The 25691-nt window shown below is 67.4% G+C and carries 22 protein-coding genes; 7 read left to right on the top strand and 15 right to left on the bottom strand.

The annotated features are described in order from the left end of the window. Window positions 1-78: 78 nt before the first annotated feature. The 3 genes from WKW82_RS02335 to WKW82_RS02325 form a co-directional block, all read right to left on the bottom strand. Complete coding sequence (locus WKW82_RS02335; RefSeq protein WP_340340634.1) at window positions 79-732, bottom strand: Crp/Fnr family transcriptional regulator; 654 nt, start codon at window positions 730-732, stop codon at window positions 79-81. Between the two features lie 44 nt (window positions 733-776). Next, window positions 777-1439 carry a helix-turn-helix transcriptional regulator gene (locus tag WKW82_RS02330; protein WP_340340633.1) on the bottom strand — a complete coding sequence of 221 codons (663 nt, stop codon included), beginning with the start codon at window positions 1437-1439 and terminating at the stop codon, window positions 777-779. A gap of 303 nt (window positions 1440-1742) precedes the next feature. Continuing rightward, window positions 1743-2648 carry a phosphoribosylaminoimidazolesuccinocarboxamide synthase gene (locus WKW82_RS02325; protein WP_340340632.1) on the bottom strand — a complete coding sequence of 302 codons (906 nt, stop codon included), beginning with the start codon at window positions 2646-2648 and terminating at the stop codon, window positions 1743-1745. A gap of 250 nt (window positions 2649-2898) precedes the next feature. Here WKW82_RS02325 and WKW82_RS02320 point away from each other — a divergent pair, with 250 nt between their 5' ends. The 4 genes from WKW82_RS02320 to WKW82_RS02305 are packed head-to-tail and all read left to right on the top strand — an operon-like array spanning window position 2899 to window position 7837. After that, on the top strand, window positions 2899-3138 hold the full coding sequence (locus WKW82_RS02320) for a YtcA family lipoprotein (protein ID WP_422823391.1): 240 nt from the start codon (window positions 2899-2901) through the stop codon (window positions 3136-3138). Window positions 3139-3140: 2 nt separating this feature from the next. Continuing rightward, window positions 3141-4184 (top strand): multidrug transporter subunit MdtN, encoded by a 1044-nt coding sequence (gene mdtN, locus WKW82_RS02315; protein WP_340340630.1) that lies wholly within the window; start codon window positions 3141-3143, stop codon window positions 4182-4184. After that, window positions 4165-6315, top strand: coding sequence for an FUSC family protein (locus tag WKW82_RS02310; protein WP_340340629.1), 2151 nt, complete (start codon window positions 4165-4167; stop codon window positions 6313-6315). The genes mdtN and WKW82_RS02310 overlap by 20 nt, the downstream gene beginning before the upstream one ends. Then, the gene (locus tag WKW82_RS02305) at window positions 6302-7837 is read left to right on the top strand and encodes a TolC family protein (protein WP_340340628.1); all 1536 of its coding nucleotides are present in this window, start codon (window positions 6302-6304) and stop codon (window positions 7835-7837) included. The genes WKW82_RS02310 and WKW82_RS02305 overlap by 14 nt, the downstream gene beginning before the upstream one ends. A gap of 272 nt (window positions 7838-8109) precedes the next feature. Here the strand turns inward: WKW82_RS02305 and WKW82_RS02300 are convergent, their stop codons facing one another. The 10 genes from WKW82_RS02300 to def form a co-directional block, all read right to left on the bottom strand. Further along, window positions 8110-10053, bottom strand: coding sequence for a YecA family protein (locus WKW82_RS02300; protein ID WP_340340627.1), 1944 nt, complete (start codon window positions 10051-10053; stop codon window positions 8110-8112). A 90-nt stretch (window positions 10054-10143) separates the two neighbouring features. Then, the gene (fba, locus tag WKW82_RS02295; protein WP_340340626.1) at window positions 10144-11208 is read right to left on the bottom strand and encodes a class II fructose-bisphosphate aldolase; all 1065 of its coding nucleotides are present in this window, start codon (window positions 11206-11208) and stop codon (window positions 10144-10146) included. A 104-nt stretch (window positions 11209-11312) separates the two neighbouring features. Further along, complete coding sequence (locus WKW82_RS02290; RefSeq protein ID WP_340340625.1) at window positions 11313-12197, bottom strand: alpha/beta hydrolase; 885 nt, start codon at window positions 12195-12197, stop codon at window positions 11313-11315. A gap of 217 nt (window positions 12198-12414) precedes the next feature. Further along, window positions 12415-13866 carry a pyruvate kinase gene (gene pyk, locus WKW82_RS02285; RefSeq protein WP_340340624.1) on the bottom strand — a complete coding sequence of 484 codons (1452 nt, stop codon included), beginning with the start codon at window positions 13864-13866 and terminating at the stop codon, window positions 12415-12417. A gap of 104 nt (window positions 13867-13970) precedes the next feature. Further along, on the bottom strand, window positions 13971-15164 hold the full coding sequence (locus WKW82_RS02280) for a phosphoglycerate kinase (RefSeq protein ID WP_340340623.1): 1194 nt from the start codon (window positions 15162-15164) through the stop codon (window positions 13971-13973). A gap of 91 nt (window positions 15165-15255) precedes the next feature. Beyond that, complete coding sequence (locus WKW82_RS02275; RefSeq protein ID WP_340340622.1) at window positions 15256-15609, bottom strand: AzlD domain-containing protein; 354 nt, start codon at window positions 15607-15609, stop codon at window positions 15256-15258. Further along, the gene (locus tag WKW82_RS02270) at window positions 15594-16277 is read right to left on the bottom strand and encodes an AzlC family ABC transporter permease (RefSeq protein ID WP_422823399.1); all 684 of its coding nucleotides are present in this window, start codon (window positions 16275-16277) and stop codon (window positions 15594-15596) included. Before WKW82_RS02270 ends, WKW82_RS02275 begins: the two co-directional genes overlap by 16 nt. A gap of 61 nt (window positions 16278-16338) precedes the next feature. Next, window positions 16339-17292: a methionyl-tRNA formyltransferase gene (gene fmt / locus WKW82_RS02265; RefSeq protein WP_340340620.1), complete on the bottom strand. Its 954-nt coding sequence runs from the start codon at window positions 17290-17292 to the stop codon at window positions 16339-16341. 16 nt (window positions 17293-17308) lie between these two features. Next, complete coding sequence (locus tag WKW82_RS02260) at window positions 17309-17821, bottom strand: hypothetical protein (protein WP_340340619.1); 513 nt, start codon at window positions 17819-17821, stop codon at window positions 17309-17311. Beyond that, window positions 17818-18339, bottom strand: a complete 522-nt coding sequence (gene def, locus WKW82_RS02255) for a peptide deformylase (protein ID WP_340340618.1) — start codon at window positions 18337-18339, stop codon at window positions 17818-17820. The genes WKW82_RS02260 and def overlap by 4 nt, the downstream gene beginning before the upstream one ends. 360 nt (window positions 18340-18699) lie before the next feature. On the opposite strand from def, the gene WKW82_RS02250 reads away from it, so the two are divergent. The 3 genes from WKW82_RS02250 to WKW82_RS02240 all read left to right on the top strand — a co-directional run bounded on the left by WKW82_RS02250 (window position 18700) and on the right by WKW82_RS02240 (window position 21840). Then, window positions 18700-19863 carry a LysM peptidoglycan-binding domain-containing protein gene (locus tag WKW82_RS02250; RefSeq protein WP_340340617.1) on the top strand — a complete coding sequence of 388 codons (1164 nt, stop codon included), beginning with the start codon at window positions 18700-18702 and terminating at the stop codon, window positions 19861-19863. Window positions 19864-19889: 26 nt separating this feature from the next. Then, a complete protein-coding gene (gene dprA, locus WKW82_RS02245) occupies window positions 19890-21038 on the top strand; it encodes a DNA-processing protein DprA (protein ID WP_340340616.1) in 1149 nt (382 codons plus the stop codon). Between the two features lie 286 nt (window positions 21039-21324). Beyond that, window positions 21325-21840, top strand: a complete 516-nt coding sequence (locus tag WKW82_RS02240) for a Smg family protein (RefSeq protein WP_340340615.1) — start codon at window positions 21325-21327, stop codon at window positions 21838-21840. Between the two features lie 190 nt (window positions 21841-22030). On the opposite strand, the gene WKW82_RS02235 is transcribed toward WKW82_RS02240, so the two are convergent. Then, the gene (locus WKW82_RS02235; protein ID WP_340340614.1) at window positions 22031-24628 is read right to left on the bottom strand and encodes a DUF1631 family protein; all 2598 of its coding nucleotides are present in this window, start codon (window positions 24626-24628) and stop codon (window positions 22031-22033) included. A gap of 109 nt (window positions 24629-24737) precedes the next feature. Beyond that, window positions 24738-25691, bottom strand: a complete 954-nt coding sequence (secF, locus tag WKW82_RS02230; protein WP_340340613.1) for a protein translocase subunit SecF — start codon at window positions 25689-25691, stop codon at window positions 24738-24740.

Genomic DNA, 25691 nt, shown 5'->3' with positions numbered 1-25691 from the left:
GCCGCCTTCAGGGAGCATAGGGGATCAGCACGAAGCCACACCCCCAGTTTTGAGGATTTCGAATCAGGCCCGCGCCTGCTACCAGCGCGCGGGCAGCGACTTCAGGATGGTCAGCGTGCTTCGCTCGTCGACCAGGTAGGCGCCGCGCTTCAGGTCCATCAACAGCCGGCTCACCATTTCGCGAGAGCAGCCGATTTCGCTGGCGATGGTCTGGTGGGTAAGGCGCCCGACCACCAGCGTGCCGTCGGCCTGGGGCTGCGCACGTTCCTCCAGCAGCAGCTTGAGCCGCGTGTAAACGTCGAGCAGCGCCATGCTGCGGGCACTTTCGGTGGCCAGGCGGGCCCGGCGGATCAGTCGCAGGATCAGCTCCATCGCAAACTCCGGCTCGGCCGCGATATGGCGCAGCACGGTCTCGCGCGTGACCACGGCGCAGAGTGTCGGCTCTACCGCCTGCACGCTGGCCGAGCGCGGACCGCCGTCGAGGGACATTTCGCCGACGTACTCGCCGGGACCATGGTGACTCAGCGTGGCCTCGCGCCCGCGTGAATCGGAGACAAAGGCACGCAGCCGACCGGCGAGCACGACATAGATCGCATCGCCCCGGTCGCCCTCGTTGATCAGCACCGCATGGGTCCGATACCGGCGCTGGACGCCCAGGGCGGCCAGCGTTCGCACATGCGGCGGGAGGGCGGAAAGCGGGTCGGCGTTCGATTCGGGAGCGGGCGGCGGCATCCACCGAATATAGGGCGGCCTTCGAAGTGCCGCTGTCGCCGGCCTCAGTTCGCGTGCATGCGCAGCGCCGACACCACCTGCGGCATGCGCGAGACGCGGTGGACGACCTCGCGGATGCTGCCGCTGCCGGTCTTCTGCCGCACGTTCTTGATATGGGTGCGGACGGTCGACAGGCAGATGCCCTGCAGGCACGCGATTTCCTCCGCGCCGTGGCCGGCGCAGAGCTGGGCCAGCACGTTCTGCTCGGCACGCGTGAGTTGCTTGGCGCGGGCGAACATCTGCATCGTGATGGTCTCGCAGCCGGCCGAGCGGCTGCACATGATGAGCACGGTGTCGACCTCTGCGCCGGCGTCGCGCGGGCCGAGCGGAATGAAGGCCAGCGACAGCGGCTCGCTCGCATGCTCCAGTTCGACGATGCTGCGGCAGCCGCGCTCCGCATCCTTCAGCGCCTGGCGGATCGGGTTCTGCCAGCCGGACTGCGCTGCATTCAGCATGCCGTCGACGTTGCGCAGCGTGCGCTGTGCCGCCAGTTCGCGCAGGGCCGGATGGTTGGCGTGCAGGATGCGGCCGGTGAGGTCGACCAGCATCAGCCCGTGGTCGATTTCGTCGAGCACGCGGGCCAGCATGCCGGCGTGCAAGGCCTCCGGCGGTGGCATGCTCGCCGGGGTGTAGGAGGTCCAGGTCTGCGGTTGGTGTGCCAGATTCATGTCGCTCTCCTCAATCGTTGGGATGAGTTGAGTGTGCTGAATCGGTACGCTGGCGGGTGGGGACTATTGCCGCCGCTTTTGTGACTTATTCACGTTGACACGGCTGCCGACATTTCTGCCTTCGGCAATGCGAGAACGACCACTTCGGCGAGTCCGCCGTCTCAAGCGACCGTGCTCACCTCCATCGATTGGGCGCCGCAAGCTTGCGACGGACATCCCTCGTCCGGAGGATGGGCCAGGACGCGCCGCCCGGGAATGGAGCGCGGCTGCAGCCCCGCCAGGCGTCAGCGGTCGCGCGGCTGCTCAGCCTGTCAGCCGCTCCAGCGCCTCGCGGTACTTCGCGGCGGTCTTCTGGATCACGTCGGCCGGCAGGCGTGGCGCGGGCGGGGTCTTGTCCCAGGGCTTGCCGTTGATCTTCGTCGCCTCCAGCCAGTCGCGTACGAACTGCTTGTCGTAGCTCGGCGGATTGGCGCCGGTGCGCAGCGCGTCCTCGTAGCCTTCGACCGGCCAGTAGCGCGAGCTGTCGGGCGTGAGGACTTCGTCCATCAGCACCAGCGTGCCGGCTTCGTCGAGGCCGAACTCGAACTTGGTGTCGGCGATGATCATCCCCTTGGCCAGCGCGATCTCGGCGGCGGTCTCGTAGATCTGGATGCTGGTCTCGCGGATCTGCTGCGCCAGCGCGGGGCCGACGATCTCCACCACGCGGTCGTAGCTGATGTTCTCGTCATGCTCGCCGGCAGCCGCCTTGGCCGCGGGCGTGAAGATCGGGCGCGGCAGCTTGCTCGCGTTGGTCAGGCCTTCGGGCAGCGGCACGCCGCAGACGGCGCGGTTGTCCTGGTATTCCTTCCAGCCGCTGCCGGCCAGGTAGCCGCGCACCACGGCCTCGACCGGTATCGGCTTCAGCCGCTTGACCAGCATCGAGCGGCCGGTGACCTGCGGTACTTCGTCGGGCTGGACGGCGCTCTCTGGCGCGTCGCCGGTCAGGTGGTTCGGGCAGATGTGGCCGAGGCGGTCGAACCACCACAGCGCCATCTTCGTGAGGATCTCGCCCTTGCCGGGAATCGGCTCGCCCATGATCACGTCGAAGGCGCTCAGCCGGTCGCTCGCCACCATCAGGATGCGGTCGTTGCCTACGGCGTAGTTGTCGCGGACCTTGCCGCGTGCCAGCAGGGGCAGGCTCTTGATGGAGGAGGTGTGGACGGTGGTCATGAGCGGGGTCGGAAGTTCAACGGGAGATCAGCGCGGAATTGTGGCGCATCGTGATGCCCTTCAGTTCCGCCAGTGTCAATTGCGCCGTGACGCCGCGCGGCGACCGATAGAACGCAGCCAGCCCGCAACCCGCACGCCGCCGCATTCGCCGAAAGGCGGCTTGGTGCGCTGATCGATCTCGCTCACAATGGCTCTTCACAGGGAGGACGCCATGGATGCACATGCGCCAAGACGCGCGGCTGGACTACGCTTGCTCGCACTCGCCAGCCTTTCGAGCGGCTGTACGGGCGCACCATCGATTCCGTTTGCCGGCGCGTACTTCCCGGCCTGGCTGGTGTGCGCCATGGTGGGGGTGGCAGGCGCCATCGTCGCGCGCCTCGTCTTCGTCTCCACCGGCCTGGCCCAGGTCCTTCCCCTGCAACTCTTCGTCTGCACCGCCATCGGCATCATGGTCGGCGCGCTGGCCTGGCTTTTCTGGGTCGGGATGTGACCATGGAAGCACGAGGCAAGCGCAAGCCGCCGGTTCGCGGCCTGGTCATTTCGCTGACGATCATCGCCGTCGCGATCGGGGTGGCGGTCTACATCGGGGCTCGCAGCCGACCCTCGACCGACAACGCCAGCATCGACGCCGATGTCGTCCACGTGGCGGCAGCCGTCGGAGGCCGCATCGTCGACCTGCCGATCCGCGAGAACGGTTTCGTGCGCAGGGGCGACCTGCTGTTCCAGATCGATCCGGTGCCCTACCAGATCGCGGTGGACGTGGCAGAGGCCAATGTCGGCGTCGCGCTCGGTGCGCTCGACACGCAGCAGCGCCTTGTGGCGACCCAGCGATCGGGCGCGATCGTCGCGAGCGAGCAGACGCGCCGTGCCGAAACCAACCTGGGCCTGAACACGCGCACCGAAGAGCGCCTGCGCCCGCTCACGTCCAAGGGCTATGTCCCGCAACAGCAACTCGACCAGGCCCAGACCGCCACGCGCGATGCGACGACGTCCTTGCGCCAGGCACGTGAGCAGGCGGCGGCGGCCCAGCGCGCGGTCGGCAACATCGCTGGCGCCGAAGCCGCCGTGCAATCGGCCCGGGCCATGCTGGCCAACGCGCGGCGCGCGCTGGAGGACACCACCGTGCGTGCCGCGCACGACGGCCGCATCGTCGGGCTCACGGTCTCCAGCGGCGAGATGACCCTGCCTTCTCAGGCCCTCTTCACGCTGGTCAACACCGAGGAGTGGTTCGCCGTCGCCAACATGCGGGAGACCGATCTCCACGACATCGCGACGGGCGACTGCGCAACGGTCTACTCGATGATCGATCGCGGCAAGCCGATCAAGGGCGTGGTGGACGGCATCGGCTGGGGCGTGCTCTCGGACGACCGGGTCAACCTGCCGCGCTCCGTCCCCTTGGTGCAGCGCTCGCTGAACTGGGTTCACGTCGAGCAACGCTTTCCCGTGCGCGTGCGCTTGGAAGAACCGCCAGAGGGCCTCGTGCGGCTGGGCGCCAGCGCCAATGTCGAGATCCGCCATGGCGCCCGCTGCCGCTGAGAACAGTCCCTTGCGCCTGGCCGCGCTGGCACGGCTGCTGGCGCCGCGACCCGGGCGGCTGGAATTCGCGGCGCGGCTGGCGCTCATCTGCGCCTTGACCGCGCTGGTCACCGAGATCTACCAGACCCCCGAGCCGGCGCTCGCGACCTACGTGGCCTTCTTCGTCACCAAGCCGGACCGCGTGTCGAGCGTGGTGGCCTGCCTGCTGATGACCGTGGTGATCACGGTGGTGCTCGGCGGGGTGCTGCTGGTCGCGCAGTTCGTGCTGGACTTTCCCGCCTGGCGCGTGGCGAGCATGGCGCTCATCTCCTTCGGGCTGCTGTTTCTTGTCTCGGCGAGCAAGCTGCGCCCGCTGGCCGGCACCATGGCGCTGATGACGGCATACGGGCTCGACCGGCTCGGTTCCGTGCCGGCCGGAGAACTCGCGACGCGGGGCTTGCTTTACGCGTGGCTGTTCGTCGGCATTCCCGCGGCAGTGGCGTTGGTCGTCAGCCTGTTGCTGGCGCCGTCGCCGCGCACGCTCGTCCAGCATGCGTTGGCTGGACGCCTGCGCCTGGCCGCCGCAGCGCTGCGCGGGGCCGATGAAGCAACGGCCGGCGCATTGGCGCAATGCATTCGCGGGGGCGATGCCGAGATCCAGGGCGGGCTCAAGCTGGCCGGCGTGGAGCGGACCTCGCCGCCCGAAGACATCGTGGCGCTCCGCCATGCCGCCGACGCCACGGTCGTGCTGCTGTCGGCCGTCGACTTCATGGCGCGGACACCCGGGGCCATGCTGCCGGAAGGCACGCGCACCGCGCTGGCGGACACGGTGGAGCAGATGGCCGGGATCCTCGCGACCGGCGGGTATCCGGTCGGGGTGACGCTGGCGTTGCCAGACGACGAAGCGCTCGCTGCGCTGCCGGCCACAGCCCTGGCGGCGGTGAAGGACGCGCTGCTGCATTTCGCCGAGCCAGCGCCCGCCGTTGCACCCGCTCCTGCCGCAGCCGCAGCCGCAGCCGCAGCAGCAACCGCAGCGCCATCTTCCGCGTCCGAACCTGCCCCCGCGCCAGGCGGAGCGTCATCGGCCGAAGCCGGTACCCCACGCGCCCCCCTCGCCCCCGCCGCAGTTGCAGCCCCCCTACCTGCACCTGCGCCCTCCGGCTTCCTGGCCCCCGACGCCTTCACCAACCCCGACCACGTGCGCTATGCCCTGAAGACCACCCTGGCCGCCATGTTCTGCTACCTGCTCTTCTCGGTGCTCGACTGGCCTGGCATCCACACCTGCCTGATCACCTGCTACATCGTGTCGCTCAACACCATGGCGGACAGCGTCGAGAAGCTCGGCCTGCGCATCGCCGGCTGTGCAGTGGGCGCTGCCGCGGGCATCGGCGTGATGACCTTCATCGTTCCCTCGGTCACCTCGATCGGCGGGTTGCTGGTGATCGTGTTCCTGGGCGGGCTGGCGTCCGCCTGGGTCGCGGCCGGCAGCGCGCGCATCTCGTATGCCGGCTTCCAGATGGCCTTCGCGTTCTTCATCTGCGTGGTGCAGGGCGCGGGGCCGGCGTTCGACATGGTCGAGGCGCGCGATCGGGTGATCGGCATCCTGCTGGGCAACGTGGTGGTGTACATCGTGTCCGCGCATATCTGGCCGGTGAGCGTGCGAGCGCGCATCGAGGCCGGCATCGGCGCCATCACACAGCGGCTGAGCCTCATGGCGCAGGCCACCAGCCCCGCTGCGCGGCGTCGACGCGCGGCCGAAGCCCAGGCCGCATTGGGGACGACGGAAGCCGACCTCGCGCTGGCGCAGTACGAACCCGACTGGGTGCGCCCCGAAGATGCCTGGCTGGACCAGCGGCGTGATGTCGTGACGCGAGCCGGCGCATTGCATGCACCCTTGCTGCTGCTCGCGTCGGCAGGCCATGGCGTGGACGCCGGGATCGAACAGCGCCTCGATCGGCTCGCAGGCAAAGCTGCGGCGCCTGCGACACCGGGCGCCACTCCGCCGTTCTCTGGAAGTGCAGGGAGCGCAGGGAGCGCAAGCATCGAGACCCGCCCGCTGCGCACGCTCGTCGACGCGCGCCTGCGCCATCTGGAAAACGCATGGACGGCCCTCGACCGGCCGCAGGGAGAGGTTTCGCATGCACCAGCCTGAAAAGCTCGCCACAGCGATGTGTTCGCTGGTGCTGGCCGGCTGTGCCAGCACGGCGCTGGACATGGTGCCCAGCCGACCCGACCGTCCCTGGCGCCCCGCGATCAGTGTGGGCGGCGAGATCCTTGCCAACGGTGCGGGTGGGGTTGCGACATCGGACAACGGCTCCTATGTCCTGCCCTCGAACCCCGCACTGGCCGTCGTCAAGCCGGCGCCCGTGCTCGACCCCGGCCGCGCGTACTCACTGGCCGACCTGATCGACATCGCGCAATCCAGCCATCCGGCGACGCGCATCGCCTGGGACGACGCCCGGCACGCGGCGCTCGCGGCCGGCATCGCGGAGAGCGCCTATCTGCCTCGCCTCACCGCCAACCTGGTCGGCGCCCGCCAGAGCGCCGACGGCAGGAGTTCCCTGTCGTCGCTCAACTTCGGCAATGGCTCCGACTGGGGTGCGGTGGGCGCGCTGTCGCTGCAGTGGCTGCTGTTCGACTTTGGTGAGCGGGCGGCGGTCCTCGACGCCGCGCAGCAGGTCACGGTGGCATCCAACATCGCGTTCACCGCGGCCCACCAGCGGGTGATCCACGACGTCTGCCTGGCTTTCTATGCCCAGGCTGCGGCCAGGATGCGGGTGGAGAGCGCCGACAAGTCACTGTCGAATGCGCTCAAGGTCGAGGCCGCCGCCGACGATCGCTTCAAGCACGGCGTCGGCACGGTGATCGCCGTGGCGCAGGCGCGCCAGGCAACGGCGCAGACGCGGCTGGCGCAGGTCCAGTCGAAGGGCGTCGCGCAGGACAGCTACCAGGCCTTGCTCTCGGCGATGGGCATCTCGCCGATGACGCAGATCCGGCTGGCCGACGTGTCGAAGCGCAAGCTGTCCCCGGCGTTGGCGGGATCGGTCGATCGCCTGGTGCGCGAAGCCCTGTCGCGCCGCCCCGATGTGCTGGGCGCCTACGCAGCGCAGAAGGCCGCCGCCGCCAGCATCCGCGCCGCCGAAGCGGACTTCAAGCCGAAGGTCTTCGTCTCCGCGAGCACCTCGTACACCACCGCCCACCTGGGCCTCACGTCCATTCCGTCGGTGAGCCAGCAGCCCGGCACCGCCAACCTGTCAGGCCACAAATGGGGTGCCACCGTCCTCGCGGGCATCACGGTCCCGATCTATGACGGGAACATGCGCAACAACACCTTGCAGCAGGCCCATGCCAACGCCGACAAGGCTGCCGCCACGCTGGAGCGGGTGCGGGATGAGGCCGTGCGCCAGATCGTGATGGCCCAGAACGCGCTGGAAACCAGCCTGGCCGCGCACGATGCAGCCACCGCGCTGAAGACCGCTGCCCAGACCACCTTCGACGCGGCGCTGGATGCCTACCGCCACGGCGTGGGTTCGATCACGGATGCCACGATGGCCGAAACCCAACTGCTGCAGGCCGGCAACGCCGCCACTGACGCCTACAGCAATGCGCTTTCGGCGGCGGCCACGCTGGCTTTCGCGAGCGGGTCGCTGGGCGCGGCGCCGGACTCGCGCTGAAGTGAAAAAGCACCGCCGATGTCCCTGCGACGCCGGGGCGGCCAGCAAAGGCGGCGGCTCTTGAGGGCCGTCCAAGCCTGCGCAGGCAGGCCCGGAGCCGCGACCCTCAGCCCCGCCCTCGAGGGACGCGCACCCAGCGGCCCGACAAGACCGGTCCCGTGGGTGCCCACGAACGGGCAACGCTGCGGGATGCGGGATGCGGGATGCGGGATGCGGGATGCGGGATGCGGGATGCGGGATGCGGGATGCGGGATGCGGGATGCGGGATGCCGTCAGTCTGGCCGGAATTCGTCAAAGAGAGACGGGTTCGCTGGCGACGAGGGAGACGTTTCGTCCCATTGCGCCAGCCAGGCCCGCACGCCCTTGTCATCGCGCCACAAGTCGAACTGTTCAGCCACCATGACGCGCGCTTCCTCCACCGAACCAACGGCGTAGCTGGAGATGTCCGGCACCTTGGGCTTGCGCGAGCCACGCAGCAGCGGCAGCACGTGCGGATTGCGCCGATGGACCTCCGCCAGCAGGCGCCCGGCTTCGTCGAGGCGCTGCACCGCCAGCAAGGCACGCGCATGCGCCACCGTGATACCCACGACGAAATCGTCCGGGTAGCGCGCGCACAACGCCAGCGCTTCCGACCTCATGCCGCGCCGCAGGTACACCGCGGCCAACCGAGGCCGGAAGCCATGGTTGTCGTTCGGATTGAGCACCTCGACCATCGCACGCAGCCATTCGAAGGAACTGTCGGCCTTGGCGGATGTGTCCAGTTCGATGCGGCGCACGAGGTGACGCAGCGCAGGCCGGTTCTCCATCCAGGCCCATTCGCATCGCGCCGCCGGATAGCGCTGGAGAATGAGGTTCCAGAGTGCCAATGCCCGTTCCAGGACACGCGATTCCAATCGATAGGTCAGGGCAGCGGGCCCGCCATCCAGCGCCAGCAGCAGGGCGTCCAGCACGTCCAGGCAATCCGCCAGCACGGGGCTGCGCTGCAGCGCTTGCAGCCAGGCCGCGGCATCGAACACCTGCAGTTGATCGTCATCGAGCCGCGAATACGTCAGCTGCGGCTCGGGTTGCGTCATCGCCTGCCGCCATCGGCGCATCGCCGTCGCGGCCACCTTCGTCGGCGCCAGGGCGCCCAGGTCGTCCGCGGTCGCATGGCGCCAGTCCAGTTGCAAGCGCGCCTCGGGCAGGCTGTCGATCCAGTTCAGCAACGAATCCACATCGGCATCCATGCCGAAGAGAGCCCGGACATCGTCGTCGAGCACCTCGTCCCCCTGGCCCGCGGCAAGATGCCATTCGCCACGGCTCATGTCCTCCAGGGCGTCGATGGTGTGGGCGATTTCAGGCGCGATCGGGAGGCGGCCCAATCGGCGCGCGTGGAAACCGGCGCGCTCACGCGCCCGGCTCTCCTGGCCGGTGCCCAGCAAGGTGGTGACTTCGAGGACGGCAATGCGCGGATCGTCGGGTGTGAGGCGCTGGGCCTGGTCGAACGCGCGCTTCGCGCCCTTCGCATCGCCAGCGTCGGAAGCCATCATGCTCAACCGCTGCCAGCCGAACGATTGAACTGTGGCATCGCCGTTGTCGATCATGGCCTGCGCGAGTTGCTTGCGCTTGCGAGGCTTGTCCAGGTCGAGGTACACATCGGCCAGCACGTCCAGCAGGTCGCTCACCTCGGCCGTCCACGGGGCAGGTCGCTTGGCCCAGGGCTCCAGCAGCGCGCAGGCGTCCTGGAACGCTTCTTCGTCACAAAACGATTGCGCTGCCGCCAGCACCATGTCGGGCGGAATTCGCAGGGCCGGCAGTTCGCCCCACTGCTTGCGCGGCATTGCACAAACCATGACCGCGCCCAAGGTCAGCGGCTCGAACGACGGCAAATGCGCGTACACGTCCGCGCAGCAGTGCTTGAACTTGCGAGCCGAGCCGCACAAGCAGGCGTCGTTGCGCCCCGGCAGAGGGAGCTTGCGCGGGATGAATCGGTTGGACGGCAGCGGCATCGCGGACGCAATGGCCCATCCCAACGCACGAAACATGGGCGCTGCCGCGGGATTGGCCCGCGCGCCGGCGCCTTCCGCCGTCAACTCCGGGTAGAGCGAAGGACCTGCCAGCGCCAGCCGTTCGATGAGTTGGCTGGCATCGTCGCCTGCCAACAGTCGCTGCGCACTCCAATACAGCAAGCCATCGATGGCCGCAGCGCGCGCAAGAGCGTCCGGGATATCGTCCATTCCGTCCGTCCTCATCGCCGGGCACCCATTCAATCCAGGAGATGGTCCAGGGGCCGGCCCCTGCGCAGCACGCGCATCCTGCGCGCCGGGTCAGACCACCGCTTGCGCGAGTTCGCCCTTGGCGTATTTGGCAGCGACGACCTGCAGCGTGTCGCCCTTGATCTTCAGGCCCTGGCCTTCGCAGCCGAATTCCAGGTAGCGCTGCTTGCAGATCAGGCGAGCAGCTTCACGGGCCGGCTTGAGCCATTCGCGGGCGTCGAACTTCTCGGGGTTCTCGGCCATGAACTTGCGCACCGCGCCGGTCATGGCCAGGCGGATGTCGGTGTCGATGTTGATCTTGCGCACGCCGTGCTTGATGGCTTCCTGGATTTCCTCGACCGGCACGCCGTAGGTTTCCTTCATGTTGCCGCCGTACTGGCGAATGATGGCCAGCAGTTCCTGCGGCACGCTCGACGACCCGTGCATCACCAGGTGGGTGTTGGGGATGCGCGCGTGGATTTCCTTGATGCGGTCGATCGCCAGGATGTCGCCGGTGGGCTTGCGGGTGAACTTGTAGGCGCCGTGGCTGGTGCCGATGGCGATGGCCAGCGCGTCGATCTGCGTACGCTTGACGAAGTCTGCCGCTTGCTCAGGGTCGGTCAGCAGTTGCTCGCGCGTCATGGTCGCGTCGGTGCCGTGGCCGTCTTCCTTGTCGCCCTTCATGGTTTCCAGCGAGCCGAGGCAGCCCAGTTCGCCTTCAACCGTCACGCCCACGCGGTGCGCCATGTCGGACACCTTCTTGGTGGTCTCGACGTTGTATTCGTAGCTGGCGATGGTCTTGCCATCGGCCTCCAGCGAGCCATCCATCATGACCGAGCTGAAGCCCAGGTCGATGGCGCCCTTGCAGACGTCGGGGCTCTGGCCGTGGTCCTGGTGCATGACCAGGGGCACGGTCGGGTAGGCCTCGATGGCGGCCATGATCAGGTGCTTGATGAAGGCCTCGCCTGCGTACTTGCGGGCGCCGGCGCTGGCCTGCAGGATGACGGGCGCGCCGACTTCCTTGGCCGCTTCCATCACGGCTTGCACCTGCTCGAGGTTGTTGACGTTGAAAGCGGGAATGCCGTAGCCGTTGGCGGCTGCGTGGTCCAGCAGTTCGCGCATCGATACAAGTGCCATGGGGTGCCTCTGTAGGTAGAAAAATCGGAAAAAAGTACTGCCGGCGATTCTATCGATCCCCTCCCGAGTCACGGGGGATTGCCCCCACATGGCGCGCTGTGCGCCTACGGCAATCCGAGGAATTTCACGATCGGCGGCAGAACTGGTCCGCCCAGCCAGCGCAGCGGCTTCGCGACGGCGGCAATCAGGGTGACGTGGCCGAGGTTGTCAAATTCGCGCACCTGGACGTCGACGCCCACTGCACGCAGCCGCTCGGCCATCTGCCGCGTGTTGCGGACCGGGTTGACCAGCGTGTCCTTGTTCACCGCCATGAGCAGCGTGCGCGGCGCGGCGGCCGTCACGTGGTTGAGGGGCTGCGACTCCGGCAGCGTGTTCGGCCAGTCGAAGGCGACCCGGGCGTCCGGGTTCTCGATGGGCAGGAAGTCATAGGGGCCGGCCAGGCCGATCCATCCGGCGAGCTGCTTCGGGCTGGCACCGACGGCCCCCAGCCAGCGATCGTCCAGCGCCACCATTGCCGCGTTGTAGCCGCCCGCACTGTGGCCCATGACGTAGACCTGCTTCGGGTCGGCGCCGAGGCGCACCGCGTTGTCCAGCGCCCATTTGACGGCCAGCGCGCTGTCCTGCACGAACACCGGGTACCGGAAGTCCGGCGACAACCCGTAGTCGGGCAACACGACCACCGCGCCGCGCGACGCCAGCGCCTCGCCGACAAACCAGAAGGTCGCGCGATCGCCCGTGGTCCAGGCGCCGCCGAAGAAGAACACCACCAGCGGGCGCCGCCCCACCACCGGCAATGCGGCGGGTAGCGGCCGGAACACATCGAGCTTCTGGCGCGGCGCCGGACCGTAGGCCTCGCCGCCGTCGAAGTCGTAGGTGTTCCGCGACACCGCGCGGTCCAGCAGCATGGCGGGCGAGCAGGCCGCCAGAAGCGTGGTGCCGGCCGCGCAGAAGGCCAGTGCGGCGCGCCGCAGGAGGGGAGCGAAAGTCATGGCACAGAATACGTCGGACGACATGATCTGGATTCGCGGGCCGCTGTCCGCCCGAGCCGGACGCCCGGGCAACCATCCTGCCCATGACGGGGTCAGAAGGTGTGAGGATTTCGCAGCGAGTGCGCCGAGGTCGGGTCAGGCAGCGCAGCCGTAATGCGGTACGGCGAGGAGCGAAGGCCCGGGATCGGTGGCCGCCGTAGAAAAAATTTCAACTTCGTCAGGTGGCCCGGCAGATCTTCAGCATGTTGGTGCCGCCGGGCGCGCCCATCGGCTCGCCGCAGGTGATCGCATACACGTCGCCGCTCTGCACGATGCCGCGCTTCTTCAAGTGCGCCTCGGCCTGGTCGAGCGCGGTGTCGCGGTCGCTCTGCGAATCCATCAGCAGCGGACGCACGTTGCGGTAGAGCGCCATCTTGCGCTGCGTGGCCAGCCGCGAGGTGAGCGCGTAGACGGGGATGTGCGCGGCATGACGGCTCATCCACAGCGGCGTCGAGCCCGACTCGGTCATCGCCACGATCGCCTTGGCGCCCAGGTGGTGCGCGGTGAACAACGCGCCCATCGCGATCGACTGGTCGATGCGGTTGTAGGTGTGGCCGCTGAAGTCGGTGTCGCGGGTCTTGTCCTCGGCGGCTTCGGCGGCTTCGCAGATGCGGCTCATTTCCTGCACGGTTTCGAGCGGGTAGCGGCCCGAGGCGGTTTCGGCCGAGAGCATCACCGCGTCGGTGCCGTCCAGCACGGCATTGGCCACGTCGCTGACCTCGGCGCGCGTGGGCACCGGGTTGGTGATCATCGACTCCATCATCTGCGTGGCGGTGATGACCACGCGATCCATCTCGCGCGCCATGCGGATCATCTTCTTCTGCAGCGCCGGCACCGCCGCGTTGCCGACTTCCACCGCCAGGTCGCCGCGCGCGACCATGATGCCGTCGCTGGCACGGATGATTTCCTCCAGCTTGGGGATCGCCTCGGCGCGTTCGATCTTGGCGATCAGGCCCGGCTTGTGCCCATGCTCTGCCGCCGCCACGTTGCAGAGCTGGCGCGCCATTTCCATGTCGGTCGCGTTCTTCGGAAAGCTCACCGCGACGTAGTCGGCCTTGAAGCTCATCGCGGTCTTGATGTCTTCCATGTCCTTGCCGGTCAGGGCCGGCGCGGTGAGGCCGCCGCCCTGCTTGTTGATGCCCTTGTTGTTCGACAGCTCGCCGCCGAGCTTGACCGTGGTCAATACCGTCTCTCCCTTGACCGCATCGACCGTCAGCACGATCAGGCCGTCGTTGAGCAGCAGCTTGTCGCCGGCCTTCACGTCGCGCGGCAGGTCCTTGTAGTCGAGGCCGACGCCGTTGACGTCACCCAGCTCGGTGCGGGCCGCGTCCAGCAGGAACTTGGCGCCCGGCTCCAGCCAGACCTTGCCTTCGGCGAACTTGCCGACGCGGATCTTCGGTCCCTGCAGGTCGGCCATGATCGCCACCTCACGCCCGGTGCGCCGCGCCGCCTCGCGCACCATCGCCGCGCGGTCGATGTGGTCCTGGGCCGTGCCGTGGCTGAAGTTCAGCCGCACCACGCTGACCTTGTTCAGGATCATCTGCTCGAGCAACTCCAGCGTGTTGGAGGCCGGGCCGAGCGTTGCGACGATCTTGGTGGCGTGGCGGGGAAGGCGGACGGGGGTATCCATGGTGCAAGTCTCCGGGGTCGTTGTGGTTATGAGAGGTCTTCAGGAAATCCACCCCGCCGCGCCCGCGAGACGAGCGCGAACGGGTTCAGTTCAATGCGGGGCGCTCACTGCGCCGCGCGCCGGGTCAGGATCTCGAAAGCCGGCAGCGTCTTGCCTTCGAGGATCTCGAGGAAGGCGCCGCCCCCGGTCGAGATGTAGCCGACCTTCGATTCGATGCCGTACTTGGCGATCGCGGCCAGCGTGTCGCCGCCGCCGGCGATCGAGAAGGCCGGGCTCTCGGCGATGGCTTCGGCGATGGCCTTCGTGCCGCCCGCGAAGGCATCGAACTCGAACACGCCGACGGGGCCGTTCCAGACGATGGTGCCGGCTTCGCGCAATTGCGCGGCGAGCTGGGCGGCGGTCTTCGGGCCGATGTCGAGGATCAGGTCATCGGCGGCCACGTCGGTCGAAGCCTTGACGGTGGCGGGCGCATCGGCCGAGAAGGCCTTGGCCGTGACCACGTCGACCGGGATCGGCACGGCGGCGCCGCGTGCGCGCATGGCTTCGATGACGGCCTTGGCCTGGTCGAGCAGGTCGGGCTCGGCGAGCGACTTGCCGATCGGCAGGCCGGCGGCCAGCATGAAGGTGTTGGCAATCCCGCCCCCGACGATGAGCTGGTCGACCTTCTCGGCCAGGCTCTTGAGGATGGTGAGCTTGGTGCTGACCTTGGAGCCGGCGACGATGGCGACCAGGGGGCGCTTGGGCGTGGCCAGTGCGCGGGTGATGGCGTCGATCTCGGCCGCGAGCAGCGGGCCGGCGCTCGCCACCTTGGCGTATTCGGCGATGCCGTAGGTCGTGCCCTCGGCGCGGTGCGCGGTGCCGAAGGCGTCGTTCACGTAGATGTCGCACAGCGCGGCCATCTTCTTCGCGAGCGCGGGGTCGTTCTTCTTCTCGCCCTTGTTGACGCGGCAGTTCTCGAGCAGCACGACGTTGCCGGGCTTCACGTCGACGCCGTCGACCCAGTTGGCGACCAACGGCACCTCGCGGCCCAGCAACTCGGCCAGCCGCGCGGCGACCGGCGCCAGCGAATCCTCCGGCTTGAATTCGCCCTCGGTCGGGCGGCCCAGGTGCGAGGTCACCATGACCGCGGCGCCCGCGGCGAGCGCCTGCTGGATGCAGGGCACGGAGGCGCGGATGCGCGTGTCCTCGGTGATGCGGCCGGTGTCGTCTTGCGGCACGTTGAGGTCGGCACGGATGAAGACGCGCTGGCCGGCAACCTTGCCTTGGGCGCACAGATCGGTAAAGCGAATGACGTTCATGCGCTTGATTCTAGGAGTCGATCGTGACGGTGCCTGTACGCGTTGGCAACGAACTGATGCGCTGCGGCCGGCGTTGCCGCAGCACCAACGGCTACCAGCCCAACCCGAGGTGCAGCGGCAGGTACACCGCCATGCCCGCCACGATGGTCCCCAGCACGCCTCGGCGCTTGAAGTAATAGAGGGCACCCACCGCCGCGGCGTAGAGCCGCGCGTCCTGCCATGTCGCGATGAAGTGGCCCTGCGTCATCACGATTTCGGGAATCACCACCGCCGCCAGCGCCGCCACCGGCGCATAGTGCAGCGCCCGGTGTGCCCATGGCGGAAGGCCCCAGGGCCGGTCGAGGATGAAGAAGAAGCAGCGCGTGAGCACGCTGATGCCGGCCAGGCCGAGGATGATCAGCAGCGTCCAGCCGTCCGTGACGCCGCCGTTCACTTCGCGTCCCATTCATTCGGGTCCAGCCCGAGCTTCTTCTCGAACCAGAAGCACAGCAGCACCGCCACGCCGATGCCCACCACGATGTTGAGCTTCAGCGGCAGGCTGTAGGCCATCACGGCCGTCGCGCCGGCGATCCCGATCGCGACCATGCGCAGCCTGCTGGTAGCCATCGAACAGAGGATCGCAACGAGGCTCAGCACGCCCGCGAAGCCCAGCCCCCAGGCGAGCGGGATGAAATTGGCGAGCGCCACGCCGAGCAAGCTCAGGCCCATCCAGGCCACCCAGGTGATGCAATAGCCGCCCGCGAGGTAGGCCTCCTGCTCTTCGCGTCCCGCGGTGTCCGGTGCCGGCTCGGGGTAGCGCCGCGTGAACATCACATAACTGAGGTCGGCCGTCATGTAGCCGTTGACCAGCCGGCGCCAGCGCGGCATGTGCATGAGGTAGGGCCGCAGGTGCAGGCTGAACACGACGAAGCGCAGGTTGACGCAGAAGCCCGTCGCCAGGATCACCCAGCCCGGCGCGCCCGCCATGAGCAAGGGAATTGCCGCCAGCTGGGAGCTGCCGGCATAGACCAGCAAGGCCATGGCAACGGCCTCGACCACGCTCATCCCCGACTGCACCATTGCCACGCCGGTCATCAGGCCCCAGGCCGCGATGCCGAGCGCGAGCGGCGCCATGTTGCGCGCGCCTTCGCGGAAGGCGGGATGGTTGCGGACGGATCGAAGGAAGAACAAGCGATCAGCGCCCGAAAACCTGACCCGGCCGCACATCGAAGCCGCGCACGAAATCCGCCACCGCCAGGCGCTTGCCGCCCGGGCGCTGCAACTCCGTGACGACGACTTTCGCGTCATGGGCGGCGACCGTCATGCCCGCGGGCGCGACGTCCAGGATCGTTCCGGGTGCCTGCTCCGGCAGGCCGGCGTCGACGCGGGCGGCCCACACCTTGACAGTCTCGCCGGCCAGTTCACTGCTCGCGCCCGGAAACGGATCGAAGGCACGGATGCGGCGCACGATGGCTTCGGCCGGCTGGTCCCAGTCGATCTTCGCCTCGTGCTTCTCGACCTTGTGGGCATAGGTCACGCCCTCCGCGGGTTGGCGCTGCGGCTTCAACCCGCCCACCTCAGCCAGGCGCAGCGCGTCGACGACGAGGCGTCCGCCCATGTCGGCCAAGCGGTCGTGCAGCTTCGCGGTGCTGTCCTCGCCGATCGCGAGCGACTCGCGCAGCAGCATGTCGCCGGTGTCGAGACCGGCGTCCATCTGCATGATGGTCACGCCGGTTTCCGCATCGCCGGCCTCGATGGCGCGGTGGATCGGCGCGGCGCCGCGCCAGCGCGGCAGCAGGCTGGCGTGGATGTTGAGGCAGCCCAGCGGCGGCATGTCCAGCACCCACTGCGGCAGGATCAGGCCGTAGGCCGCCACGACCATCGCATCGGCGTTGGCGGCCCGCAATACTTCTTGCGCGGCAGCCGCGTCCTCCGGGTACTTGCCGTCCAGGCGCAGGCTGCGCGGCTGCGCCACGCGCCATCCGCGCAGCAGGGCGAGCGTCTTCACCGGCGAGGCCTGCAGCTTCATGCCGCGGCCGGCAGGACGGTCGGGCTGGGTCAGCACGAGGGCGATTTCAAAGCCGGCGGCATCGAGCCGCGCCAGCGCAGTCGCGGCAAAGGCGGGAGTGCCCGCAAAGACAATTCTCAAAGGGGTACTCGCAGGGTCAGCGGGTCAGTTGCTCGAACCGCAGGTCGTCTCCGACGTTGTAATGGTCCACCACGCCTCGCGGATCGACGTAGATGTAGAGCAGCCGGATCGTGTTGTGCCACTTGTAGCGCCAGGTCCAGACGTCGCCATTGAAGGAAGTGACCCGGCTGATCTCGTAAGGGCGACCATAGGTGAGCAGCACATCGGGCACGCGCCAGGTGCCGGGTCGGATGGTGTTGCCAAACAGCCCCTCGTCGAGTTCCTGTCGGATGGACAGCACCTTGCCACTCCTGTCCAAGTCGACGTTGTTGACTTCGAAGCCTGCCGGCCCGCGTGAGTACTGCAGGCGCTCGCCACCATCGGGGAGCGCATACGTCGCGGTGGGCGGGCCCAGGCGCTGAAGCGCTTCCGCCCGCGTGCTTTCCAGCGGGAGCCGGGTCGGCTCCCCGGCGCAACCCACGAGACCGCCCATCAGGCCAAGCGCCGCCGTCAACGCAGCCAGTGCCCGCCGGCAGCGAATCACGCTCATCCCCGGCCTTCGCGCTGCTCTTCGCGTTGCTGCTTGAGCAGCTTGCTCTTGATGCGATTGCGCTTCAGCGGCGACAGGTATTCGACGAAGACCTTGCCGAGCAGGTGATCCAACTCGTGCTGGATGCAAACCGCCAGCAGGCCATCGGCCTCGATGGTGCGCGGTTCACCATCCAGGTCGAGAGCTGTGCAGCGCACCGAAGTGGAACGCTCGACCCCGTCGTAGATGCCCGGAACCGACAGGCAACCCTCTTCATTGACCACTTTCTCGTCACTCGCCCACACGATTTCGGGGTTGATCAATATCAGCGGGGCGTTACGCTCCTCCGAAACGTCAATGACCACGAGTCGTTCGTGCACGTCGACCTGAGTGGCCGCGAGTCCGATGCCCTGGGCGTCGTACATGGTCTCCAGCATGTCGGCCACCAAGGTCTTGATGCGGGCGTCGACACCCTGAACCGGCTTGGCAACCGTGTGCAGGCGTTTGTCGGGGAAACTCAGGATGGGTCGTTTGGCCATGAAAGCGTGGGAAAGTTGGGGCTATTTTCGCCAATTCCGCGACGCCCCGCGGACACCGAAAAGGATAAACGTTGCCGTCTCCGGGGCTTCAGCGCAAAATTCGTTGCAAATTGTGAGGATTCGTTTCCGCCGCCTCCGTGGCCGTAGTGTGTGCACACCATCCAACTCATGAAAACATTCCGAACCATCGCCGGCGTGCGTCCGAACAACCTTGAGTCGATGTGGCTTTGCTTGCTCGACTCAACCCCCCGCGGGGGGCGGGCGGGGCGCAGCCCGGCCCTGGGGGCGCTTGAGTCGATGCGGCCTTGCCATCTCGACCCCATCCCTCGCGGGCGGCGCCCGGTTCTGGAGGCCATTGCCATGCTCGCGGGCCTGACGCTGTTCGGCACTGCCACGGTGGCTTCGGCGCAAACCTACCCGATCACGCCGACGCAGCGTGCCACCGCCCAGCAGACCGCGCAAACCGGCATTCCGCTGAGTGAACTCGCCCCCAACGCGCCGGACGAATACACCGTCAAGCGTGGCGACACGCTCTGGGCGATCTCGCGCATGTACCTGCGCACGCCATGGCGCTGGCCTGAGTTGTGGGGCATGAACATCAACGAAATCCGCAACCCGCACCTGATCTATCCCGGCCAGATGCTGTACCTCGACAAGACGGGCGGCCGCGCCCGCCTGAGCACCCGTCGCGGCACCGGCGCGCCGGAAGGCACGATCAAGCTGTCGCCGCGCACGCGTACCGAATCGCTGTCGGGCATGGCCCTGCCGACGCTTAACACGGCCCTGATCGAACCCTTCCTCACCGAGCCGATCGTGACGGACGAGGACAGCGTCAGGCTGGCGCCGCGCATCGTCGCCGGCAACGACAACCACGTGCTGCTGTCCCGTGGCGACCGCGCCTATGCCCGCGGCGAAGCCAATGCGCCGCTGGTGGAGAAGCCAGGTCCGATCAACCAGTACCGCGTGTTCCGCAATGCCACGCCGCTGAAGGATCCGGCCACCGGCGAGATCCTCGGCTATGAGGCGCAGTACCTCGGCAAGGTCCAGTTGCAGCGCAGCGAGACGACCGAAACCATGATGCAGGACGGCAAGGAGGTCACCAGCGTGGTGCCCGCCACCGTCGACGTCGTGGCTGCCAAGGAAGAAATCCGTGCCGGCGACCGCCTGCTGCCCGAACCGCCGCGCCAGTTGCTGAGCTACGCGCCGCGTGCACCCTCCGGCACCATCGCCAATGGCCGCATCATTTCCGTGTATGGCAATGCGGTGCAGTTCGCGGCGCAGAACCAGGTGGTGTCCATCAACAAGGGCACCCGCGACGGCCTCGAGACCGGCAACGTGCTGGCCATCCTGAAGAATGGCGAGACCATCGTCGACCGCACCAACGGTGGCAAGGAAACGCTCAAGCTGCCGAATGAACGCATCGGCCTGCTGATGGTGTTCCGTCCGTTCGAGAAGGTGTCGTACGCCCTCGTCCTGGAGATCAGCGACACTCCGAAGGCAGGGGACTTGCTGATCAACCCCTGAAAAAACAACAGGGGAGTGGACAGGGAGTGGAACGAGAAGAACTCGAGGGCTGGCTGCGGCTGACCCTCACGCCGGGCGTCGGCGATATCACCGCGCGCAAATTGCTGGGCGCCTTCGGGCTGCCCGGCGACGTATTCCGGCAGACGCCGGCCGCCCTTGTACAGGTCGTGTCCGAGACCTGTGTCGCGGCGCTCCAGCAAGCGCCCGCCGGGCTTGAAGCGCTCGTCGAAACGACCTGGCAATGGCTCCACGGCAGCGACGCCACCGGCGCCGCACGACGGGTGCTGACGCTCGGCGATGCCGGCTACCCGGCCGGGCTGCTGCAGATGGCCGATCCGCCGCTGATGCTCTACACGCTGGGCGCTGCCGGATTCAACCTGGCGCAGGTCGATCGCAGCTTGGCCATGGTCGGCAGCCGCAATCCGACGCCGCAAGGGCTTTCGAACGCGCGCGCATTTGCGCAGGCGCTGGGCGAAGCACACATCGTGGTCGTCTCGGGACTGGCGCTCGGCATCGATGGCGCAGCGCATCAGGGCGCCCTGGATGCCGCCGGCAGCGCGCAGCGCCTGGCGACAGTCGCGTTTGTCGGCACCGGACTCGACCGCGTCTATCCGGCCCGACATCGCGACCTGGCGCGCCGCATCGTGGGACAGGGCATGCTGGTCAGCGAATTCCCACTCGGCACGCCCCCGCTCACGCAGAATTTTCCGAAGCGCAACCGGCTGATAGCCGGCCTTTCGCAAGGCACGCTGGTGGTCGAGGCCGCATTGCAATCCGGCTCGCTGATCACCGCCCGGTCGGCGGTCGAACAAGGCAAGGAAGTCTTCGCGATCCCTGGGTCGATCCACGCGCCGCAGTCGCGCGGCTGCCATGCGCTGATCCGGCAGGGGGCCAAGCTGGTCGAGTCGGTGCACGACATCCTGGAGGAACTGCACTTTCCGATGTCAACGCATGCAACAAGTGCCGGCTCGTCATCGGCCAAGGGCCCCGACAACATGGAATCGGAAAACCCATTGCTGGAAGCACTCGGCCACGATCCCGTCACCCTCGACGCACTGACCGCGCGCACCGGTTGGAGCGCTTCCGACCTGCAGGTTCGCCTGCTGGAACTTGAACTGGATGGCCATGTGGCGCGGCTGCCGGGCGGGTTGTTCCAGCGCGTCGCCTCGGCGTGACAAGCCCATCCCCGAATATGCCTGCGACGACCCCACTCAGGGGTCGCACGCGGGCGACCGGCGAGAGGGACCCTATGAGTCGGGTTCACAGCCCCGATGCGGAGTGCCGTATGGGGGACTGGTCCAGCGAGTCGGCGGCAACACCCGGCGGCCATGCGAAGCCGGTTCCCCGGGTGCCCATGAACAGGCCATGCTCCCGGATCGCCAGGCGCGGGACGCGCACGTCATGGATACGCCGAACTGACACATTCATACGACTTCCCAGGCGGCTGGGCTATATTGGGGCATGTTCGAAGTGCTCGTATTCGTCTATGAAAACTACTGGCGCGGCGACGCGTGCCCCGAACCCGAGCAACTGGGCCGCAAGCTCAGTGCGCACGGTTTCGACCACGACGAGATTCGCGATGCGCTCCAGTGGCTGGAGGGCCTGAGCCTCGCCACCCGGGGCGCCCAACTGAAGTTCGAGGGTGACGGCAGCACCGCCACCGTCACCCTGCTCGGCCCGGACGAAGCCGCCCTGCCCCAATCCGACGACGCGATGCGTGTCTACTCCAGTGCCGAGCAAGACCACCTCGGCGCCGAATGCCTGGGTTTCATCAACTTCCTCGAAGCCTCGAACGTGCTTGACGGCGGCTTGCGCGAGATCGTCATCGAGCGCGCCATGGCAGCGCCCGGCGACCCGGTGGCACTGGACGAACTGAAGATCATCGTGCTGATGGTGCACTGGAGCACCGGCATTGAGCCCGATGCGCTGGTGCTCGACGAGCTCTGCGAAACCCGCGCCGGACGGGTGGCGCATTGACCATTGCCTGCTCCCTGCACTCGCTGTAGCGACCATCCCCAGCCGGAAAGTCGCAGTGCAGTGGCCCGGCAAGGCCCCGTGCACGTCGAAGCGTGCCGATATGACGAACGCGGCGAACTCATTGCCATGTGCGGCGGAAAGGCGTTCGGATCGACCGGATTCGCAGTGTTCCGGGCCTGGTACCGCCTGACTAATTCAACAACCGCTCGGGATTAGCATCCAGCTTGGCCAGCGCTTCGCGCGTCGCGCGGACGGTGAGGGTTTCCTCTTCCGCCGGCACCAGCAGCCCGGCCTGCAGGTAGGAAGCGAGTCGCCCGGCCTGGATCAGGAAGTTGCGCCCGTGCGTCGAGGCGAACAGATGCAGTTGCTTGCGCTCGCTGCGCCAGACGAACTGGACCTGATTCACGCGGCCATTGTGGTCGAGCATGAACCAGGTGCCGACCTGGAGTTCGTGCGCCCAGGCCAGCATGTCTTCGCTGACCTTGGTGCCCGCGTTCGGAATGACTTCCATCGATGCCGCATCCACGCCCAGCAGCAGTTCGATGCTGCCGGCATCGATCGGCAACTCGCCCGAGACGTCGCCGGCCTCGTCGGTGACGAAGTCCTCGAGGTTGGCCAAGCGCTTGGCCATGGCCTCGATCTGCGCGGCAGGAATGGCTTCCGTCTTCGACATGAAGGCATCGGCCAGGGTGTCGCCGATGATCTTGATGTGCGCTTCCTGCGGCTCGCCCACGATGCCCAGCAGCGTCATGCCGGAGCGCAGGCGCTGCAGCAGCTTGGGCAGGTCCTGGATCACGCGGGTGCGGTCGTTGCGGTTGGGCTTGGCGCTGGCGGCCCACACCAGTTCGGAAGCTGCGCGCTTGAGCGTCACGGTCTGCTCGTCCTGGCCGCCATAGCGCAGCGCGGCGATGGCCAGCACCTCGGCCCAGACCTTGAACAGGAACTCGCGGATCTCATCGCGCACCGGCATCTCGTTGAGCATCTTGCGCAACTCGATGGTGTACTGGATCGCCATCGTTTCCTTCTGCTCGACCTGCTGCGCCACGCTCATCAGCCGTTGCGTGGCGTCGCTTTGCGTCAGGTACTTGTTCAGGAAGGCGACGAACTCGTCGAACACCAGCTTGAACACGCGCTGGCCGGTTTCCGGGTATTGCTCGATCACCTGGACCACGCGGCGGATCTCGCCTTCGAGCGCGCTGCCAGAGATGGCCGCCGCGTCGAAGCCCATGACGCAGGAGCCCATGCGGTCGATCAGCATGCGCGCGGGATGCTGCAGCGTGCCGAAGAACTCGGGTTCGGCGATCGCCACGCGCAGCACCGGCATCTGCAGGCGCGCGAACCACACGCGCGCCGAGAACGGAATGCGCTCCTCGGCAAGGATGGCCTGGAACATCAGCGCCACGATCTCGACCGTGGCCTTGTCGGCGGTGGTCGGCGCCTTCTTCTTGAGTTCGGCGCTGCGCCGGCGGAGGTCGACAGCGGTCTGCTGCACGGCAATCGCATCGTCGGCCAGAAGGTACTGCGATGCGGCAACCTGGTAGGCCGCCTCCGCATCCGCGATGGCCGCGGCAAAGGCTGCGCCACCGACGCCACCACTGGCACCTCCCGCCATGCCGCCGCCGACACCGCCTCCGCCCATGCCTGTGGCGCCGACCCCGCCGCCCAGGGCGCCACCTCGCTGTGCCACGGTTTCACCGCCAATACGTGCAGTCACGAAGCGCTTGAGATTCAGCAACACGCCTTGGGCGCGCTGACGGGCCACAAAAAACGGCGATCCGCCTCCGCCTTCCAGACCCGGTAGCGCCGCACCACCGGAGCCTCGGCTGCCACCGGAACCCCAACCGCCGTGGCCATGGGAGCCTCGACCGCCGCCGGACCCGCTTCCGCCTCCATTGCTGCCGCCACCGCCGCCTGGCTCGCCGTGCACCACGCCGATCGCGGCAGGCGCGAAGCTGCCAGGGGGAATGCCGAAGCCGCCCGCATGGCCGCCGCCGCGATGCGCGCCACCAACGCCCTGCACGCCACCAACGAATCCGCCCAGTCCCCCGCCGCCAATGGCAGTGGAATTGGCATTGGCAAAGCCGCCCGATTCAGGGATGAAGCCGCCGCCCAGCACGCCGGCGTTCGTGGCATTGCCGGTGCGCTTGACGAATTTCTTGAGGTCGATCTCGGGCATCACGCCCTTGGAGATCAGGAAAGCGTTGGCGTCGTGATAGGCACCCACCACGACTTCCAGCAGCCGGGTGTGCACGACCTCCTGCACCTTGGTCCAGAGCGGCCGACTGAGTCCGGCAGCCAGCCATTGCTCCACCAGCATCTTGGCCAGCGACTCGGGCCGCAGCACGTCCTTGGAATCGAGTTCGGTCGTGCCTTCCAGGTGCTGGATGCGCAGGCGCAGGTCGTTCAACTCGAAGCTGGCCTTGTCCTGGATCACCAGCGCCAGTCGCGACGACAAGATGTTGTTTTCCACCACCTCGTCGCCGATGAGCTCCAGCGACGACAGCGAATTGGGCAAGCTGCCGGTGCTGGAGGACACCTGGGCCAAAGCCTTGCGCCAACTTTCCTGCGCGAGCGAAACCCAGTCTGATTCCTTGTTCCGGAAAGTCAGGAAATCGTCGCGGTGCTCCTGCATTTCGCGCGCGGTGGCCACCTGTTGCGACAGCACGGTCAGGCGCTCGCGGATGGCATGCGCAGATGGCGCGATCACCCCTCCGGTTGCAGTCACGAAACGCTCGCGGGCCTCACGGGCAAGTTGCAAGGACGCGACGTTGGACCGCTGGGTGCTCATGAATGGATCAGGCCGGCTTTAGAACTTTAGCAATCACCTAGCTTGCATTGGGATGCGTTTTGACACAAGCCCGTTGCATGCTCGCCAACCCGTAATTTCCGGCATTGATTCACACCACGGCGCCGGCGTTGGGATCGTCCGGATCGCCGTCGCGCTTGATCGGGCCCTTGACCAGGTCCTCGCGCTTGACGCCCAGCCACATCGCGATGGCCGCCGCCACGAAGGCCGACGAGTAGATGCCGAAGCAGATGCCGATGGTCAGCGCCAGCGCGAAGTAGTGCAGCGTGGGGCCGCCGAAGAAGAACATCGACAGCACCACCAACTGCGTGGAGCCGTGGGTGATGATGGTCCGGCTGATGGTCGAGGTGATCGCGTTGTCGATGATCTCGTGGGTGTTCAGCTTGCGGTAGCGCCGGAAGTTCTCGCGCACGCGGTCGAAGATCACGACCGATTCGTTCACCGAATAGCCCAGCACTGCCAGCACCGCCGCCAACACCGCCAGCGAGAACTCCCACTGGAAGAAGGCGAAGAAGCCCAGGATGATGACCACGTCGTGCAAGTTCGCTAGCACGGTGGCCAGCGCGAACTTCCATTCGAAGCGGAAGGCCAGGTAGATCATGATGCCGACCACCACCATGCCGAGCGCCTTGAGCCCGTTGGTGGTCAGTTCATCACCGACCTGCGGGCCGACGAATTCGTTGCCGCGCAGCACGACCTCGGGGTCGACCGCCTTCAGCGCACCCATGACCTGCTCGCTCTGCTGAGCGGAGCTCATGCCCTTTTGCACCGGCAAGCGGATCTGCACGTCGCGCGAGGTGCCGAAGTTCTGCACCTGCACGTCGGCATAGCCGAGCTTGGCGATGGTCTCGCGCACCTTGCCGACGTCAGCCGACTGCTTGTAGGCCACTTCCATCACCGTGCCGCCGGTGAATTCCACCGACAGGTGCAAGCCGCGGTGGAACAGGAAGAACACCGCCAACGCGAACGTGATGAAGGACACCGCATTCAGCAGCAGCGCGTGCCGCATGAACGGGATGGTCTTGTGGATTCGGAAAAACTCCAT

The sequence above is a fragment of the Variovorax rhizosphaerae genome (assembly GCF_037889975.1).
Lineage (GTDB): Bacteria > Pseudomonadota > Gammaproteobacteria > Burkholderiales > Burkholderiaceae_C > Variovorax > Variovorax rhizosphaerae.
Note: the sequence above shows the minus strand (reverse complement) of the source record. Positions and strands in the feature narration are given on the sequence as shown.

Coding starts and splice junctions, on each gene's coding strand:
- WKW82_RS02335 (WP_340340634.1), bottom strand. CDS start 732: ATGCCGCCGCCCGCTCCCGAATCGAACGCCGACCCGCTTTCCGCCCTC.
- WKW82_RS02330 (WP_340340633.1), bottom strand. CDS start 1,439: ATGAATCTGGCACACCAACCGCAGACCTGGACCTCCTACACCCCGGCG.
- WKW82_RS02325 (WP_340340632.1), bottom strand. CDS start 2,648: ATGACCACCGTCCACACCTCCTCCATCAAGAGCCTGCCCCTGCTGGCA.
- mdtN (WP_340340630.1), top strand. CDS start 3,141: ATGGAAGCACGAGGCAAGCGCAAGCCGCCGGTTCGCGGCCTGGTCATT.
- WKW82_RS02310 (WP_340340629.1), top strand. CDS start 4,165: ATGGCGCCCGCTGCCGCTGAGAACAGTCCCTTGCGCCTGGCCGCGCTG.
- WKW82_RS02305 (WP_340340628.1), top strand. CDS start 6,302: ATGCACCAGCCTGAAAAGCTCGCCACAGCGATGTGTTCGCTGGTGCTG.
- WKW82_RS02300 (WP_340340627.1), bottom strand. CDS start 10,053: ATGGACGATATCCCGGACGCTCTTGCGCGCGCTGCGGCCATCGATGGC.
- fba (WP_340340626.1), bottom strand. CDS start 11,208: ATGGCACTTGTATCGATGCGCGAACTGCTGGACCACGCAGCCGCCAAC.
- WKW82_RS02290 (WP_340340625.1), bottom strand. CDS start 12,197: ATGACTTTCGCTCCCCTCCTGCGGCGCGCCGCACTGGCCTTCTGCGCG.
- pyk (WP_340340624.1), bottom strand. CDS start 13,866: ATGGATACCCCCGTCCGCCTTCCCCGCCACGCCACCAAGATCGTCGCA.
- WKW82_RS02280 (WP_340340623.1), bottom strand. CDS start 15,164: ATGAACGTCATTCGCTTTACCGATCTGTGCGCCCAAGGCAAGGTTGCC.
- WKW82_RS02275 (WP_340340622.1), bottom strand. CDS start 15,609: ATGGGACGCGAAGTGAACGGCGGCGTCACGGACGGCTGGACGCTGCTG.
- WKW82_RS02270 (WP_422823399.1), bottom strand. CDS start 16,277: ATGGCGCCGCTCGCGCTCGGCATCGCGGCCTGGGGCCTGATGACCGGC.
- WKW82_RS02260 (WP_340340619.1), bottom strand. CDS start 17,821: ATGAGCGTGATTCGCTGCCGGCGGGCACTGGCTGCGTTGACGGCGGCG.
- def (WP_340340618.1), bottom strand. CDS start 18,339: ATGGCCAAACGACCCATCCTGAGTTTCCCCGACAAACGCCTGCACACG.
- WKW82_RS02250 (WP_340340617.1), top strand. CDS start 18,700: ATGCTCGCGGGCCTGACGCTGTTCGGCACTGCCACGGTGGCTTCGGCG.
- WKW82_RS02240 (WP_340340615.1), top strand. CDS start 21,325: ATGTTCGAAGTGCTCGTATTCGTCTATGAAAACTACTGGCGCGGCGAC.
- WKW82_RS02235 (WP_340340614.1), bottom strand. CDS start 24,628: ATGAGCACCCAGCGGTCCAACGTCGCGTCCTTGCAACTTGCCCGTGAG.
- secF (WP_340340613.1), bottom strand. CDS start 25,691: ATGGAGTTTTTCCGAATCCACAAGACCATCCCGTTCATGCGGCACGCG.